This is a genomic window from Kitasatospora sp. NPDC101447, assembly GCF_044767225.1.
Taxonomy (GTDB): Bacteria; Actinomycetota; Actinomycetes; order Streptomycetales; family Streptomycetaceae; genus Kitasatospora.
Window position 1 is genome coordinate 73,959 of sequence record NZ_JBIWNL010000002.1, and the last position, 15,863, is coordinate 89,821.

Annotated in this window: 13 protein-coding genes; 6 read left to right on the top strand and 7 right to left on the bottom strand. The window is 74.5% G+C overall.

Features of this window, described 5'->3' with window-relative positions:
• The first annotated feature begins 20 nt into the window (after positions 1 to 20).
• Both ACIRST_RS02925 and ACIRST_RS02930 read left to right on the top strand, forming a co-directional pair.
• The gene (locus tag ACIRST_RS02925; RefSeq protein WP_402799478.1) at positions 21 to 4,364 is read left to right on the top strand and encodes an NEW3 domain-containing protein; all 4,344 of its coding nucleotides are present in this window, start codon (positions 21 to 23) and stop codon (positions 4,362 to 4,364) included.
• Positions 4,361 to 5,056 (top strand): hypothetical protein, encoded by a 696-nt coding sequence (locus ACIRST_RS02930; RefSeq protein WP_402799481.1) that lies wholly within the window; start codon positions 4,361 to 4,363, stop codon positions 5,054 to 5,056. The genes ACIRST_RS02925 and ACIRST_RS02930 overlap by 4 nt, the downstream gene beginning before the upstream one ends.
• Positions 5,057 to 5,145: 89 nt before the next feature.
• Here ACIRST_RS02930 and ACIRST_RS02935 read toward each other — a convergent pair whose 3' ends face one another.
• Both ACIRST_RS02935 and ACIRST_RS02940 read right to left on the bottom strand, forming a co-directional pair.
• Complete coding sequence (locus ACIRST_RS02935; protein ID WP_350522025.1) at positions 5,146 to 5,658, bottom strand: GNAT family N-acetyltransferase; 513 nt, start codon at positions 5,656 to 5,658, stop codon at positions 5,146 to 5,148.
• On the bottom strand, positions 5,655 to 6,302 hold the full coding sequence (locus ACIRST_RS02940; protein ID WP_402799484.1) for a hypothetical protein: 648 nt from the start codon (positions 6,300 to 6,302) through the stop codon (positions 5,655 to 5,657). Before ACIRST_RS02940 ends, ACIRST_RS02935 begins: the two co-directional genes overlap by 4 nt.
• A 153-nt stretch (positions 6,303 to 6,455) precedes the next feature.
• Between ACIRST_RS02940 and ACIRST_RS02945 the strand changes: the two genes are divergently transcribed.
• A complete protein-coding gene (locus ACIRST_RS02945; RefSeq protein WP_402799485.1) occupies positions 6,456 to 6,950 on the top strand; it encodes an ATP-binding protein in 495 nt (164 codons plus the stop codon).
• Between the two features lie 27 nt (positions 6,951 to 6,977).
• On the opposite strand, the gene ACIRST_RS02950 is transcribed toward ACIRST_RS02945, so the two are convergent.
• Positions 6,978 to 7,502: a DUF6879 family protein gene (locus ACIRST_RS02950; protein ID WP_402799487.1), complete on the bottom strand. Its 525-nt coding sequence runs from the start codon at positions 7,500 to 7,502 to the stop codon at positions 6,978 to 6,980.
• Between the two features lie 68 nt (positions 7,503 to 7,570).
• Positions 7,571 to 8,221, bottom strand: a complete 651-nt coding sequence (locus tag ACIRST_RS02955; protein WP_402799489.1) for a DUF6368 family protein — start codon at positions 8,219 to 8,221, stop codon at positions 7,571 to 7,573.
• Between the two features lie 121 nt (positions 8,222 to 8,342).
• On the opposite strand from ACIRST_RS02955, the gene ACIRST_RS02960 reads away from it, so the two are divergent.
• On the top strand, positions 8,343 to 8,951 hold the full coding sequence (locus tag ACIRST_RS02960; protein ID WP_402799491.1) for a DJ-1/PfpI family protein: 609 nt from the start codon (positions 8,343 to 8,345) through the stop codon (positions 8,949 to 8,951).
• A gap of 101 nt (positions 8,952 to 9,052) precedes the next feature.
• On the top strand, positions 9,053 to 10,462 hold the full coding sequence (locus tag ACIRST_RS02965) for a hypothetical protein (protein ID WP_402799493.1): 1,410 nt from the start codon (positions 9,053 to 9,055) through the stop codon (positions 10,460 to 10,462).
• 73 nt (positions 10,463 to 10,535) lie between these two features.
• Here ACIRST_RS02965 and ACIRST_RS02970 read toward each other — a convergent pair whose 3' ends face one another.
• Positions 10,536 to 12,290 carry an FAD-dependent monooxygenase gene (locus tag ACIRST_RS02970; protein ID WP_402799494.1) on the bottom strand — a complete coding sequence of 585 codons (1,755 nt, stop codon included), beginning with the start codon at positions 12,288 to 12,290 and terminating at the stop codon, positions 10,536 to 10,538.
• A gap of 87 nt (positions 12,291 to 12,377) precedes the next feature.
• Here ACIRST_RS02970 and ACIRST_RS02975 point away from each other — a divergent pair, with 87 nt between their 5' ends.
• Complete coding sequence (locus ACIRST_RS02975; RefSeq protein ID WP_402799495.1) at positions 12,378 to 12,968, top strand: CGNR zinc finger domain-containing protein; 591 nt, start codon at positions 12,378 to 12,380, stop codon at positions 12,966 to 12,968.
• Between the two features lie 253 nt (positions 12,969 to 13,221).
• Here ACIRST_RS02975 and ACIRST_RS02980 read toward each other — a convergent pair whose 3' ends face one another.
• Both ACIRST_RS02980 and ACIRST_RS02985 read right to left on the bottom strand, forming a co-directional pair.
• Positions 13,222 to 14,592, bottom strand: a complete 1,371-nt coding sequence (locus tag ACIRST_RS02980) for an NUDIX hydrolase (protein ID WP_350522017.1) — start codon at positions 14,590 to 14,592, stop codon at positions 13,222 to 13,224.
• Positions 14,593 to 14,739: 147 nt separating this feature from the next.
• Positions 14,740 to 15,609, bottom strand: coding sequence for a DUF4253 domain-containing protein (locus ACIRST_RS02985; RefSeq protein ID WP_402799498.1), 870 nt, complete (start codon positions 15,607 to 15,609; stop codon positions 14,740 to 14,742).
• Positions 15,610 to 15,863: the final 254 nt, after the last annotated feature.

Consider the following 15,863-nt stretch of genomic DNA (forward strand, 5'->3'; position numbering starts at 1 on the left):
CCCAGGAAAGGACGCACCCCGTGCCGGTCACCATCACCGCCGTCGAGAGCACCGACCTGTTCGTCGGCCCCGAGGACGCCCCGCGCCAGATCCTGCGGGTGACGACCGAGGGCCCGGCCGCCCGGATCACCGTCGACGGCCCGGGCGTCCACGGCGAGGCGACCGGCACGGGGGCGGTCGAAGTCCCCCTGGAGATCACCCCCGGCGCCCGGCCGGGCTCCCGACTCCCCGTCACGGTACGAGCGGAGGCCGCGGCCGTGGACGCCGTGGTGGAGGTCGCCGAGCCCGGCTGGACGGTGTACCTGGTCTCGCACTTCCACTACGACCCGGTCTGGTGGAACACCCAGGCCGCCTACACCTCCCCCTGGGAGCTGCTCTCCGCCGACGCCACCACCCGGCCGCGCTGGGAACGCAACGGCTTCGCGCTCGTCGACGCCCACCTGGACCTCGCCCTGCGGGACCCGGTGTACCGCTTCGTGCTCGCCGAAGTCGACTACCTGAAGCCCTACTTCGACCAGCACCCGGAACGCCGCGAGACGCTTCGGCTGCTGCTGGAGCGCGGACAGGTCGAACTCGTCGGCGGCACCTACAACGAGCCGAACACCAACCTCACCGGCGCCGAGACCACCATCCGCAACATCGTCCACGGCATCGGCTACCAGCGCGACATCCTCGGCGCGGACCCCCGGACCGCCTGGCAGCTCGACGTGTTCGGACACGACCCGCAGTTCCCCGGCCACCTCGCCGCGGCCGGCCTCACCGGCAGCGCCTGGGCGCGCGGGCCGTTCCACCAGTGGGGCCCGATCCAGAAGAACTTCCGCGAGGCCAAGGACGACGCCCGGGTCATGCAGTTCCCGAGCGAGTTCGAATGGATCGCGCCAGGCGGCGAGGGCGTGCTCACCCACTACATGCCGCACCACTACTCGGCCGGCTGGTGGATGGACTCCTCGCCCGACCTCGCCACCGCCGAGCAGGCCGTCTACGAGCTGTACCGCAAGCTCAAGCCGGTCGGGGCGACGAAGAACCTGCTGCTGCCCGTCGGGACGGACTACACCCCGCCGAACAAGTGGGTCACCGGGATCCACCGCTCCTGGGCCGCCAAGTACCGCTGGCCGCGGTTCGTCTGCGCCACCCCGCGCGACTTCCTCGACGCCGTCCGGGCCGAGCTCGCCGCCACCGGGCGCCGGCCCAGCCCGCAGACCCGCGACATGAACCCGGTCTACACCGGCAAGGACGTCTCGTACATCGACACCAAGCAGGCCCAACGGGCGGGCGAGGTCGCGGCGGTGGACGCCGAGAAGCTCGCCACGCTGGCCGGCGTCTGCGGGCTGGGCCGGTACCCGGCCGCGGCGCTGGACAAGGTCTGGCGCCAACTCGCCTACGGGGCGCACCACGACGCGATCACCGGCTCGGAGTCCGACCAGGTGTACCTGGACCTGCTGGGCGGCTGGCGGGAGGCGTACGACCTGGCGGGCGCGGTGCGGGACGCGGCGCTGGACGCCCTGGTGGGCCGCATCGACACGGCGGGGGTGGGCGGCTCGGCGGTGGGCGGGCCGGCGGTGGGCGGCTCGGTGGTGGTGACCAACACGCTGTCCTTCGACCGGACGGACCTGGTCTCGGTCGAACTGCCCGCCGGCGTACGGTCGGTGCGGGTCCTGGACGCCGCCGGCGAGCCGGTGCCGAGCACCGTCGACCGGGGGACGCTGCGGTTCCTGGCCACGGACGTGCCCGCGCTCGGCTGGCGCACCTGGCGGCTGGTGGCGGGTCCCGTCGGGAGCATTGCCGAGGGCGCGGTGGAGGGCCCCGCCGAGGGCGCCGGCGAGCCGCCGTGGACGGCGGCCGAGGGGGCCGAGGGGGCCGAGGGGGCCGTCATCGCCAACGACCGGTACCGCGTCACCGCCGACCCGGCGCGCGGCGGCGGGCTCTCCTCGGTGTGGGACCTGCGACACGAACGGGAGCTGATCCAGGACGGCCGGATCGGCAACGAGCTGCGCGTGTACGAGGAGTACCCGCAGCACCCCGACTTCGGCGAGGGCCCCTGGCACCTGCTGCCCAGCGGGCCGGTGGTCGGCTCCGGGGAGGCCGCCGCGTCCGTCCGCCGGGAGACCGGGCCGCTCGGCGAGCGGCTGGTGATCGAGGGCACGGTCGACGGCGTCCGGTACGAGCAGACCGTCACCCTGTGGCGCGGGCTCCACCGGGTCGACTGCCGGACCAGGGTCGTCGACCACCGCAGCGCCGACCGGCTGCTGCGGCTGCGCTTCCCCGTGGACGTCCCCGGCGGGCTGCCGGTCAGCGAGGTCGCGGGAGCGGTCGTCGGACGCGGCTTCGCCATGCCGGACGTCGACTCGGCGGAGGCGCCGTGGACGCTGGACAACCCGGCCAACACCTGGTTCGGGATCGGCTCCACCGTGCGCGTCGACCTCACCGACCCGGCGGGGACGGCCGTCGGCTCCCGGGCCCTCGGTGTGGCGGAGGTCGTCGTCCCGACGCTGGACGACGCCGCCGACGCCCGGTCCCTGGTGGTCGCCCTCGCCCGGGTGGGTGTCACCGCCACCACCTCGGGTGCGGACTGGGCGCGCTACGGCTGGCTGGAGGTGGACTCCAACCTGCCGGACTTCCGGGTCGTGCTCGGCTCGCCGGAAGTCAACGACGCCGCACGGGAGTTGATCGAGCGCGCGGGCGAGGAGTACGCGGCCGTGCTGAAGGCTCACGGCGCGGTGTGGGTGCCGGCCCTCGCCCCGCTCCCGGAGGTCTGGCGGCCGGGCGCCGACCTGCGCGACCTGCGGGCGCTGCCGGCGCTGGTCGTCTCCGACGTGGCAGCGCTGGTCGACGACCTCGCCGACGCCCGGATCAGCGCCCCCTGCCCGGCGCCGGTGCCGGACCGACTCGCCGACCACAGCGTGGCGTTGCTCAGCTTCGGCCTGCCCGGCTTCGCCGTCGACACCACCGGGGCGCTGCACCTGTCGCTGATGCGCTCGTGCACCGGCTGGCCGTCGGGCGTCTGGATCGACCCGCCCCGGCGCACCCTGCCGGACGGGGCGTCCTTCCAACTCCAGCACTGGACACACGAGTTCGGCTACGCGCTGGTCGGCGGGGACGGCGACTGGCGGCAGCAGGCGCTGCCCGCGCAGGGCCAGGAGTTCACCCACCCGCTGTACGCGCGGATCGTCCCCGCCCAGGAGGGCACGTTGCCCGCCACCGTGTCCTGGCTGCGGGTCGAACCGCAGCGGGAGGTGCTGCTCGGCACGCTCAAGCCCGCCGGGAACCCGATCGCCCACGGCTCGGCGGCCTCGGAGGGCGGGTACGACCTCACCGTCCGGCTGCTGGAGTCGACTGGCCTCGGACGGACGGCGCGGCTCGGCGGCGCGCTCGGGCTGGGGGACGTACGGCCGGCCGACCTGCTGGAGCGGCCGCTCGACGCCGCCTCCCCGTGCCTCGACCTCCCCGGCTCCCGGATCGCCACCCTGCTCGCCGTGCCCGGAGCCGTGGCCGGAGCCGTGCCCGGAACCGCACCTGGAGCAGGGGCCGGAGCCGTCCCCGGAGCCGTGGCCCCGGCCGGCGGCCCCGTCCTCGGCCCGGTGGCCGAACCCGCCCAGCCCGTCCACGCCCGCTACTGGCTGCACAACCGGGGCCCGGCACCGCTCGGCTACCTGCCGGTGTCCGTCGGAGCCTCGCCGGGCCTGGTGCGGACAGCGGGGGAGCCGGTGACGCTCTCGATCGCCCTGTCGTCGCACCTGCGGGACGCGGCGGTCGAGGGAACGGCGGTCGTACTGCCGCCCGAGGGCTGGGCCACCGACCTCGGCAGCCGCCCGTACCGGCTGGCGCCCGGGGGCCACCTGCGGTTCGAGGTCACGCTGGTCCCGCCGGCCGGCGCCGAGCCCGGACTGTACTTCGCGGCCGTCCGGATCGAGCACGACGGCCAGCGGATCGAGGACGTGGTGACGATCGCCGTCGGCGACCTCCCGGCGCTGCTACCGGTCGCCGGGGACGCACCCGAGGACTGGACGGCCGCCCAGGGCACCAGGGCGACGGCGGGCCGCGACACCGGCCTGGACGTCGAGGTCTCGCACCGGACCCTGCGGGTGGCCCCCGGCGACCGGGCCACCCTGGGCGTCACGCTCACCAACCGCACCCGCGGCGAGATCCGGGGCGAGCTGCAGCTGGTCTCCCCGTGGGGCACCTGGGAGGCGATCCCCGATCCCGTACGCGGCTTCACCGTCCCGGCCGGCTCCTCGGCGACGGTGGACTTCGACGTCGCGGTCCCGCCGGCGGCCGACCCCGGCTCGTTCTGGGCGCTCGCCAAGGTCATGTGGTTCGGCCGCTGCCAGTACGCCCCGACCGTCGCCCTGGTGGTGGAGGCATGACCCTCGGCCTGCTCGACGGACACCCGCTCCCGCGCACCGCCCTCGACCGCCGTCTCGCCGCCCTGCGCACCGGCCCGCGCGCCACCGCCCTGCCGCAGCCAGGCAGTTCGGAGGACCGCCAGCTGACCCGGTGGGTCGCGCAGGTCCTGCTCACCGAGGCCCTGTGCGAGGCCGTGGCCGTCGAACGCCACCTGCCCGTCGGCCCGGACGGCCCCGCCCGGCTCGACCACCGGGCCGCCGTCGAACTCGGCTCCATCACGGCGGCCGCCTACGAGGGCAGTGCGGCCGTGCGCGCCGTCTACGCGGCTGTGACCGCCGACGTCGAGCCCTCGCCCGCCGCCGTCGCCCACTACCGCACCATGACCGCCCGAACGCCGTCCGCCCGCTGGCGACTCGCCCTCCCCGACGGCGAGTTCGAAGCCGACCCCGACACCCTGCCGGCAGCGCTCGCCGAGGCCCTGCGTGCCGCGCGGCCGGGCGAGTGGGTCACCGTGGGCCCCTGGACGGCCGCCGTGCTCGCCACCCGCACCGCCCCGGAGACCCCCGACCCCACTCCTGCGTTACGGGCCGCCGCCCGCCGAGCCGCCTTCGTCCGCTGGCTCGACCACGAGCGCGGTCGGCGCCTCACCCTGGTCGAGGGACTGGAACACCCCGGCGACCCCGCCCAGCCCGACAATCATCACCGCCACTGAGGGGGATCGGACTCGCCCGCCGCCCCCACTCCGTCGAGCGGGTGGACCAAAAAGGTTTCGCAGTCCGCGAATTGGCTCAGGCCAGCGGGCTACCGAAGGGCGCGGACCATGACGGCGTAGAGCGGGGCGTCCTCGAAGGGGCGGTGCTCGCCGACCTTCCGGTACGCCCAGCGCTCGTACATCGCCTGGACCCGCGGATGGGTGACGTCGACGTAGAGGACGGCAAGAGTCTCGCCCCGCCCGGCCAGCAGGGCATCGTGTGTCTGCTCGGCGATGCCGAGCTTGCGCCATTCGGGGCGCACCATGACCTCGGACACGGCGAATGTGGATGCGTCGGAAGGCGCCGGCATGTGCTGACGCCACCACTCGCGACCGTCCTCCAGCGGAGCGCCGTAGGAGTATCCGACCGGCACGTCGCCGTCGTAGGCCATGACGCAGCTGTAGCCGGGCCGGGCGGTCCAGTGCTCGGCGAACCAGGGGAAGCGCTGGACGAAGGGGTCGTCGGATTGCTCGCGGTAGGCGTCCGCGTGGACGTCGATGAGCAGTTGCGTGTGGTCAGCGGGAAGGTTGCCGGCTTCGTAGCGGCGGAGGGCTATCGTCACTGGTTCTCTCCCTGGGCGTGCTCGGCGTCGTCCAATCGGCGGTCGTCGATACACGAGAACCCGGCAGTGGCGGTGTAGTCGGCGGCGAGACTGTAGAGGCGCCGCCGGACGCTCTCGCTGATGGTCGTGTCCACCTTGCCGAGCGCCTGACGGGCGCCGGTCAGCGCGGCTGTCTCAAGTGATCCGTGCCCGCCTCGGTGATCGTCGAGCGTGGTGAGGGTCCTGAGGCTCTCCTTGAGTCGATCAACGTCGCTGTGGCCGACAGCGTGGCCTCGGAAGGCGCGGTTCGGCGGGAGAGCGGCGGCGGCCGACGCGGCGAGGAAGTTGCGGCGGAGCACGGGTTCCTCCGGGGGTGCTTGGGGCCGGGCGGCGCGAGGCGGGATGAAGCCGAGCTGCTCGGGCGTGCGGTTCAGCGCGCGTTCGAGTGCGGCACGGATCCTGCCCTGGGGCCATCGCGACTGTCCGGCGAGCCAGGTGCCCACGGTCCTCACCGTGAGGGTTCCCGGGCAGCCGAGGGCAACGAGTTCGCGGTTGACCAGGCGCGCCAGGGCGGCCCGTGTGAGCCCCAGATCGGCCATGACGGCGCGGAGTTCGGGATTATCCCCCATGTTCTCAGCGTATCCGGGCGATTGCGGAGCGCGCACGGCCTCATGCAATGGGAAGGTCAAAATTTCCCTCCGGAGGTGCCTGTGTCAGCCCGGTCTTTCACTTCCCGCGGGTCATGAACGGGAGTTGAGTGGAGGTCGGAACAGGTGCCGGCCGCGGCTGCTTGCCCCCGTGCCTTGTAAGGAGGAGCAGTGGGGTGGAACGTGATCGTCAGCCCGCTCAGGACCGCTCGGTTTCCGGTGCCGCTGGAGTGGGACGTCCAGCCGGGTGGCGAAGCGGTTCCGCCGGCGCGGAGGTTGGTGTCGGACATCGTCCGGGCCTGGGGTGTGCCCCTTCTCCCGCAATCGCTGCGGGAGCTCGAACTCTGTGCGAGCGAGGTGATCGCCAACGCCATGGAGCATGCGAAGGCGCGCTGTACGGTGACCGTCCGTCGCGTGGGCGGGCGGCTGCGGGTAGAGGTGTCTGATCCCGAACCGGCCTTCGAACGCTCCGGGGCGGACCCGGAAGCCACCGGCGGGCGTGGGCTGATCCTCGTCGAGGCGTTGGCCGACGCGTGGGGCTGGCACCCGGCGGGAGCGGGCAAGGTCGTCTGGTTCGAGTTCCTGGAGTCCCGCGAGACGCCGAATGGCACTGCCCACGGATGGGGCGCGGCGCGCGGACTCCGCCCCCTCCAGCCGGTGGCGTGACGGCCTTACGGGCTGGGGCCCACGGGGTCAGACGGCGAACTCCTCGTGCGGGGTGCCGGCCGCCCAGACGGCCTCGAAGGCCGTGGCGCAGAGGGTGACCGCGGCCTCGTCCTCGGTGAAGGCGTGGCCCGCCCAGTCTCCGTCGCCGGTGAACCAGTGGAAGAGCACCAGGCGTCCGTCGATCAGCCAGAAGTCGTTGCCCGGGAGGGCGATGGTCGAGGCCCGGCTCCGGGGGAGCCAGCGGACCTGCTCGCCGGCGGCGAGGTTGACCGGGGTGACGGCGTGCTCGTAGCGGATGTAGTCGGTGACCGGCTCCGAGACGATGCGGGCCCGGCGCATGACGACACCCCGGGAGATCGCGTCCTCCACGAGGGGGATCCAGGTGGGCCAGAACGACGCGGTCGGGTCGTTGTCGACCTCGCCGGTCCTCCGGAACCGCTCGAAGGGCTCGACCTCGTCACCGACCGCGTAGCTGTCGCGCATCTCCAGGTGCACGGCGGAGCGTTCGGCGCCCCTCAGCAGCTCGGCGAAGTCCGGTGCGCTCTGCGTCATCACAAGCCTTCCTCGATGCCGGTCGATTCCCGTGAACCGTACGGCCATTGCTCCCGAGGGCACCACCGCTACTTGACCAGCCGGAACCCCGGCCGCTCTACCCAGGCCCGCAGGAACCCCGCCGTGACCAGGGCCGTGTCCCAGCCGTCGTCGGTGATGCCGAGCAGGCCGGGCAGCCCGGCGGTCACCGCCTGCTGGCCGTCCGCCAGTTCGGCCTTGCCCACGCCGCCGATGACGTCGAGGACGGCGGCGGTCAGCAGGGCCGTGGCGACGTGGTCGATCCGGCCGTTGCAGCCGGCGCTGATGTTGACGGCCTGTACCGGCGGGCGGCCGAGCACGGCCGCGATCGCGTCGGTGTCCTCGTCCGCGTGCTCGTCCGCGAAGATGTCGTCGTCCCCGGCGCCCGCCCCCATCAGGTAGAGGTGGAACGGCCGGCGCCAGTCCTCGCGCTGCGGGTCGAAGCCCACCAGGGCGGCGAGCCGTTCGTCCGCAGGCTGCAGCCCGCCGAGCAGCGGCAGCGGCAGCGGATACGGGTGCCGCCGCTCCGCGTCCCGGGTGTCCTCGACGCCCAGTCGCTCCGCGGGCACGTTGACGTCGTAGTACCCGGGGCGCTTCTCCTCGAAGCGGCAGGACAGCCCCACCATCAGCTCGCGGAACTCCCCCAGTACAGCGGGAGAGAGGGGTTCGGCGAGATCGATCACCAAGGTCGGTCCGGACATGCGGGGAGCATAGGGGAGCGAGTTCGACGGGTGCGAGCGCTATTCGAGCCGGTCGGTCCTCGACGGGGACGATGCCGCCGGGGAGACTGGGGCGTCGGTGTCCCGTCCGTGAGGAGTTCTGATGCAGGTAGCCGTGGTCACCTTCGACGGGTTCAACGAGCTCGACAGCTTCATCGCCTCCGCCCTGATCAACCGGTGCCGTGCGGACGGCCTGGAGGCCTTCATCACGACGCCGACTCCGGTGGTCACCTCGATGAACGGCGTCGAGGTGACCGGGCAGCGCCCGATGGAGTTCGTGACCGACGCCGACGTCGTGCTGGTCGGCAGCGGGGTGAGGACGCGGGACGTGGTCGCCGACGACCGGCTGGTCTCCCGGCTGGTGCTCGATCCCGCGCGGCAGCTGATCGGGGCGCAGTGCTCCGGCGCGCTGGTGCTGGCCCGGCTCGGGCTGCTCGACGGCATGCCCGCCTGCACGGACCTCACGAGCCGGCCCTTCGTGGAAGCCCGCGGCGTCACCGTGCTGGACGCGCCGTTCCACGCGGAGGGGAACATCGCCACGGCGGGCGGTTGCCTGGCCTCCCAGTACCTCGCCACCTGGGTGATCACCCGCATGCTCGGGGAGGATGCCGCGCGCGGCGTGGTCGACTATGTGGCTCCGGTCGGCGAGAAGCAGCAGACCGTCGATCGCGCCCTGCGCGCCGTCCGGGCGGGCGAGGTCGCCCTGCCCTGACGACCCCTGTCCTGACGGTCCCTGCCCTGACAGCCCCGGGCCGGACGATCCCGGGCTGACGGCCCCGGGCCCCTGTCATCCGTGCTCCGTAGGCTGTCGACGTGGACATCGAGGACCTTGACTGGCAGGCCGCCTACCGCGCTGGGATCACGCCGCTGATGGTGGAGGCGCTGCTGGCGCGCGGGCAGTCGGAGCTGCTGGTGCGGGCGGCGCGGGAGCGGGGGGAGTGGTTCTGCGCGCAGGCGGCGGTGCGGGAGCTGTGCGCGGCGGGGCAGGCCGAGCAGGCCTGGGAGGTGGTGCGGCCGTTCGCGGAGACCGGGTGGCGGCGTGCGGTGGTGCTGGGCGCGGACGCCCTGGTCCGGTCGGGGCGGATCGAGGAGGCGCTGGCGCTGGTGCACCCGGACGCGGCGCGGCGGGAGCCCGGTCGGCCGGCCGACGAGCTCCGGGGGTGGGGCGCGGATCTCAAGGCCCTGGAGCCGTACGGCGAGTACGCCGCGGTGCTGGCCGCAGCCGGGCGGGTGGACGAGGCGATCGACGTGCTGGAGCCGTACACCCGGGAGGGGCAGCTGCTGTGGGAGCTGGTGGACGTGACGGAGGGCCGGGGCCGCGACGAGCGGGTCCTGGAACTGCTCGCCCCGCACGCCGAGCGGGTCCTGAAGGCCCGGGTCCTGGAGCGCTCCGGCCGCGCCGGTGAGGCGATCGAGCTGTTCGCGGCGGACGTGGCCGCGAGGCGCTGTTGCTCGCACAACGCCCTGGAGTTCTACGCCGGGCTCCTGGCCCGGCACGGGCGGGTGGAGGAACTGCGCGCCCTGGCCGGCCGGGATCCGGGCGTCTTCCTGGCCCCCTTCGTCACGCTCCTGGAGGAGCTGGGGCGGGCGTCCGAAGCCGAGGCGGTGCTGCACGCGGGCGCCGCGGCCGCCGACGGCACGGACCCCGGCGACGGCTCGGGGTCCGACACCGACCCCCACTCCCGTCACCGGTCCGGTCTGATGCGACTGCTGGCCCGGCAGGGCCGCCTGGACGAGGCGGTGGAGGCGGCGCGGCCCACCTTCGGGAACCTCTACGGCTGCGGGAACCTGCTCGAACCGGCGATCCGCCTGCTGTTCGACCACGGGCGGCCGGAGTGGGCGCTGGAACTGCTCGACGGGTGCAGCGAGGAGCTCGCCCGGGAGGACCCGGCGTGGGTCCGCTCCAACCGGTGGTGGCTGATGGGGGAGTGCGGGCGGGCCCGCGAGGCCATCGCGGAGATCGACGCCCTCCCGGCGGAGGACGCCGGGGAGCGGGAGGACACCACGATCGCGTTCCTGCTGGAGCGTGACGGCCGGGCGGAGCAGGCCGTCGAGCTGCTGCGCGGCTCCGCCGAGTACGGCGCCCCGCACGACCTGGCGCACCTTCTGATCCGGCTGGGCCGCCCGGCCGAGGCCGTCGACGGTTACCCCTCCCTGGCGGCCCAGCGGGAGGCGGAGGACCGGCGGTGGAACCGTCGGAGGGAGGAACCGGCGGCGGGCTGAAGCGGGCTTGGCGGGCTGAGCCGGCGGCGGGCCGAGCCGGCGGGGCGTCCACCGTTCCGTCCCGCAGGCGATCTCAGGGGTGGGGCGCACCTGCCGACGGGCTCCGCACAGACGACCGGCTCCGTCCTGCCGACAGGACCTGCCGCAGGACCGTGAGCAGGTACGTCTCGTCGGCGGGCCGGTGCGGTGCCCGCCAGGCGATGTGACCGTCCGGGCGGACGAGGACAGCTTCGGCCGGCGTGTCCGCCCCGAGCAGGGCGGGCGGCAATGGACGGACGGCGACGGGCAGGCCGGCCGCGGCGGCGGTGTCCGCCTGCGACCGCCACGCCGACTCCGTGGCGGCGGGCGCCAGCAGGGTGAAGCCGGGGCCGACGAGGTCCAGGGTGGAGGCGGGCCCGGTCGGGCCGGCCAGGCGCAGGTGGGGGAGCCGGGTGCCGGGCGCGCCGACGGGGTGCGTGTGCTCGGGGTCCAGCGCGGGCCGGACCGTGGCGGTCGGTTCGGTCGGGGAAGTCGGGTCAGCCGTGGCGGTCGGCTTGGCCGGGTCGGTCGGGTCGGTCGGCTCTGGCACGGTGTCCAGGACGGCGGTCGACCGGTAGGCCGCGGTCAGCAGCAGCTCGTCGTCGATCCGGTAGCCGCTCCGCGCCCGGGAGTTGGCGAGCGAGATGTCGATGACCTGCCGGGCCACCGGTCGGCGTTCGGCCTCGTAGCTGTCCAGCAGTGCCTCGCCCGCCGTCCCGCCGACGACCGCGGCGAGCTTCCACGCCAGGTTGTCCGCGTCGCCGAGGCCGGTGTTCATGCCGTGCCCGCCGGTCGGGGGCACCGTGTGGGCGGCGTCGCCCGCGAGCAGCACCCGGGAGCGGCGGTAGGCGGAGGCGAGGCGGGCGTCCATCCGCCAGGTCATGGTGGAGCGGACGGCGACCGGCAGGTCCGGCAACCCGGCGGCGTCCCGGACCAGCTCGGCCAGGCGCGGCCGGTCCGCGACCAGCCGGGCGACGTCCTCGTGTGCCGGGTCGTACGGGTACTGGTAGATCCAGTGCCGGTCGTTGTCGACGGCGAGGAAGCCGCCGCGGCCCGGCGGGGTGAGGAAGTAGGAGGCGCTGGCGCGGTCGGCGACGACCTCACCGAGGGGAGCCTCGAAGCGGACGCTGAGGTAGTGGCCGAGACCGGTCGGCCCCTCCATGGCGATCCCGGCCCCCTCGCGGACGGTGCTCGCCGCGCCGTCGCAGCCGACCAGCCAGTCGGCGCGCACGGTGTGCCGCTCGCCGGTGGCGCCGTCCTCCACGGTGGCGTGAACGCCGCCCCCGGGCGGGCCGTCCGGGTGCGGCTCGTCCGCGTGCGGGCCGCCACCGTGGAAGCCGTCCGCGTGGAGGCCGTCCGCGCGGACGCCGCCGCCGTGTTCGGCGAAGGCGACCAGGCGGGTGGCGAACCGGACGCCGTCCGGGGCGAGTTCGCGGGCCCGCCGCAACAGGACGGGCTCCAGGGCGTCCTGGGAGCAGATCAGCCCCGGGGAGGGGGTGCGTTCGACGCCGCCCTCCTGCCCGGAGACCCCGGTGCGGACGAAGTCCGGGTCGACCAGGTCGCGGCCGCGGTAGAAGGACACCTGCGAGGCCGGCAGCCCGGCCCGCCGGATCTCCTGCTCCAGGCCGCACCGCCGGAAGATCTCCATCGAACGTGCGGACACCCCTCGCGCCTTGGGGTGGTGCGAGGTGCCCGGGTGTGCCTCGACCAGCAGGTGCGGCACGCCGTACCCGGACAGCAGGACCGACAGCGTGAGCCCGACCGGCCCCCCGCCGACGATCAGGACGGACGTCGTCTCCGGGAATCGCATGGCACCCACCCCTTCGTAACGCTCATTGATTCGATTTGACGTTACCATGGTGGGCAGGTGACCACCCGAGACGAAGAAGGCGACCCCATGGCGCAGAGCAAGCCCGCGGTCCAGGACCCCGGCGACGGCAACCCCCGCGGACTCCACTTCCTCGCCGAACTCGCCAACACCGTCCGCGAGGACCCCGCCGCGAGCGCCGCCGATCTCCAGGCGCTCCTGGAACGCCACGGCGGCCCGCCGTTCCGGCTCACCGATGCCGACGCCCGCGAACTGCGCGACGCCACCGTCCACGTGATCGCCATCCTCGACACCGACGACCCCGACCGGGCCGCCGAGGCGATCAACACCCTGCTCGACCGCCACCCCGCCAGCCCCCGCCTCGTCCGCCTCCCGGGCCGCCCCTGGTCCCTGCACACCCGGGCCCCCGCCGACGCAGGCCTCACCCACTGGCTGCTCTCCACCGCGGCCCTCGCCCTCGGCCTCTGGCTCAGCGAACGCGGCACCTGCGCCTGGGGCCGGTGCGCCGCCCCCGGCTGCGGCCGCTTCTTCATCGACACCGGCCGTCGCACCCCCCAGCGCTACTGCACCCCCCGCTGCGCCACCCGCGTCCGCGTCGCCACCCACCGTGCCCAGCGGGCAGCGGAGTCCGGCGAAGCATCAGGCAGTGCGTCCCGATAGGGTCCGTGCACCGGACACGGTCAGTCATGACGGGGATCTCCTTCCCGGCCGCTCCCTCGGCGGCTTCCGCTGTCCCCCAGCGTTCCGCATCGACACCGTCGCCCGGCAGTTGCCGATCGGCACATTTCCGCAGTCCGCAGCCCCGCGGCACCTGCCGATCGGCAGGGTCGGACAGCCGGACTGCCGGACAGCCGGGCACTACTTCACCGGCGTCGCGATGCGCTACATCGGCTGCCGACGCCCCGCCCGCGGGTCAGTTGCCCCCGATCCGGGCCAGGTAGTGCGCCAGGTACGGCGGGGTCCGGAGGTCGCGGATCCCGTCGAGGGGGACCATGCGGACGGCCCGGCCCTCGCCGAGGACGAGGTCGGACTCCGGTCCTGCGTACGTCCCGTGGAGCACGACGGTGGACTCGTGGATCTCGGGGTGCCGCGGGCCGGGCACGGCGCGCAGCCCCTCGACCCGGATGCCGGCCTCCTCCAGCACCTCGCGCGCCCCGGCCTCGTACGCGCTCTCCCGGCCCTCGCGCCAGCCGCCGATCGGGGTCCAGAGCCCGGGGTGGGCGATGCCGGGCACGTCGTCGCGCAGGTTCAGCAGCAGGCGCCCGCCGTCCGGACTGGTCACGAACGTCATCACGCCCTCGAAGTCCCGTGCGATGCCGTGCTCGTCGACGGCGCCCGTCGCCGGCCGCTCGCCGAAGAGCGTGAGGTCGGAGCGCCGGGCGCGGTCGACCAGCATCAGCCGGCGGTAGTCGGCGGGCCGCATGACGGAGTGCCAGTCGTGCAGGCTGCGGGTGGCCCACTCGGTGTGCTCGGAGGAGAGCCGGATCCGGCCCAGTTGCTCGTCGTCGAGGCGTCCGCCCCAGAAGACGTGGCCGACCTGGTGCAGCGGCCAGTAGGCGCCGGGGGAGAAGTGCACCACGGCGAGCAGCTGTTGGCGGGCGACGATCCCGGGGTTCTCGACCGCGAGGTCCAGGCCGAGTTCCTCCCGGGCCTCGCGCAGCGCGGTGTCCCACGGGGACTCACCGGGGTCGGTGTCGCCGCCGGGGAACTGCCAGCGCTCCGGGTCGAGGGCGTTGCGCAGGCACAGCGCCCGCCCGGCCGAGTCGGTGAAGTAGAACGCCCCGTACAGGTTGGACAGGGCGATCCCCCCGACGTACCGGCTGATCGGCCGCCAGCCCGGCACCGCCCGGTGCCGCCGGACGAAGTCGAGCACCTCGCGGTAGCCGTCGCTGGTCGGCGGCGGGTCGTCGAGCTCCGCCCACACGAAGCGGTCGTGCTCGGTGAGCGCCACGGGGGTGCCGTCGGGCACGGTGGCGGTGAACACGAAGTGGCGGAACCGGCGGCCCGCGGCGTCGACGAAGTCCAGTGACCGCAGGTACTCCAGGCCGTCGGCGGCCACCGTGATGCCGGCCTCCTCGGACAGCTCGCGGAGCGCGCCCGCCTGCACGCCCTCCCCGGGTTCCAGCCCGCCGGCCGGGTAGTCCCAGAGCCCGGGCAGCGCGTCGTCCTCGCGGCGGCGCAGCATCAGCACCCGCCCGGACACGTCGAGGACGACCACGCCGACGGACAGCCGCTCGAAGCCCAGGGCGAGCGCGGTACGGGCCAGGAGGTCGTAGTCGATCACGGTGTGCAGCCTTCCGCCGGGTCGGTGTCGGTGTCCAGCCCGTGCCCTACCCACCCCGGTGCGGGACGCAACGGATCACCACGACGTTCCGCGATCGGCCCGCGTGGCCCGCACGGCCCCTGCGCCGCCGATCACCGTCAGGCGCCGTCAGTCCCACCAGAAGGACCAGCAGTTCTCCAGGAGGAGCTCCTGCGCGTAGTCGACCAGGCTCTCGGTGCCCTGGAAGACGTTGTCGGGGCAGAACGCGAGGTGCTCGGCCGCGATCGGCAGCGCCTCGTCCAGGTCGTCCGGCTGCGCCGTGGCGCTCAACCGCAGCCCGTCGGGGCCGACTTCGACGACCCGGGCGCCGAACCTCCGCTCCCAGCTCCGCAGGACGGCGGCGAGCTCGCCGGGATCGTGGTTGCCGGCCGCCGTCCAGCCGCAGACGGCCAGCGCCTCGGCGCCGCTGCCGGCGCGGACGAGTCCGATCCGCAGCCCGGGGTCGTGCCGCAGCAGCCAGCGCGCCACGGCGGCGGCCGCCGCATCCGGGTCGCCGTCCTCGGGGTCGTCCTCCGCCGGGCGCGGGGCGGGGGCCGGGCCCGGCCAGTCGACCCCGAACGGCTCCAGGATCCGCCGGCGATCCTCGGCCTCCTCCGGGTCGTCCACGGGGAACTCGGCCTCGACGGTCCACCAGCCCTGCAGGAGGGCGGCGGGGTCGTGGGAGTTGAGCAGGTCCGCCCGGACCGGGTGGAGTTCGCCCGTGGCCCAGGGCCGGAACTCCTGGTCGCCGGCCCGACGGGTCAGCAGCAGCGGCCACAGCCCCGACCGCGGGTGCTCCCGCTGCAGCTCCTCCCACAGCCCGGCGGGCGCCGGCCCGTCGCTCAGCCACATGACCGGGGCGTCACCGCCGTGGCCGTCGCCCCCGGCCGCAACGATCAGGCGGCCCGGCGGCAGGGGCGTGGACAGGGCGGCCTGCACGGCGGCTCCGTCGGGGAACAGCGGGCGGAGGTCGGCGGGGACCGGGGCGCGATCGATCACGCTCCCACGGTAGGGGCCGGGTCGGACAGGCCCGCACGGCGGCCTCCGGGTGAGGATCCCGCGGGGCCGGCCGGACGCCACGATCGGGGCTGTCCGCAGGGGGGCCTGTTGGTGCCGCACACGGGCATCCAGCGGCAGCCACTCCCGGGCATGACCGGCGGGCGTCGGCTGCGGGACGGGCACGGGGCCGCGATGCTTCCGACGCCTGAGGATCCGCTGGAACGTCCGCGACGACCTCGACGAGGCGTTCCTCA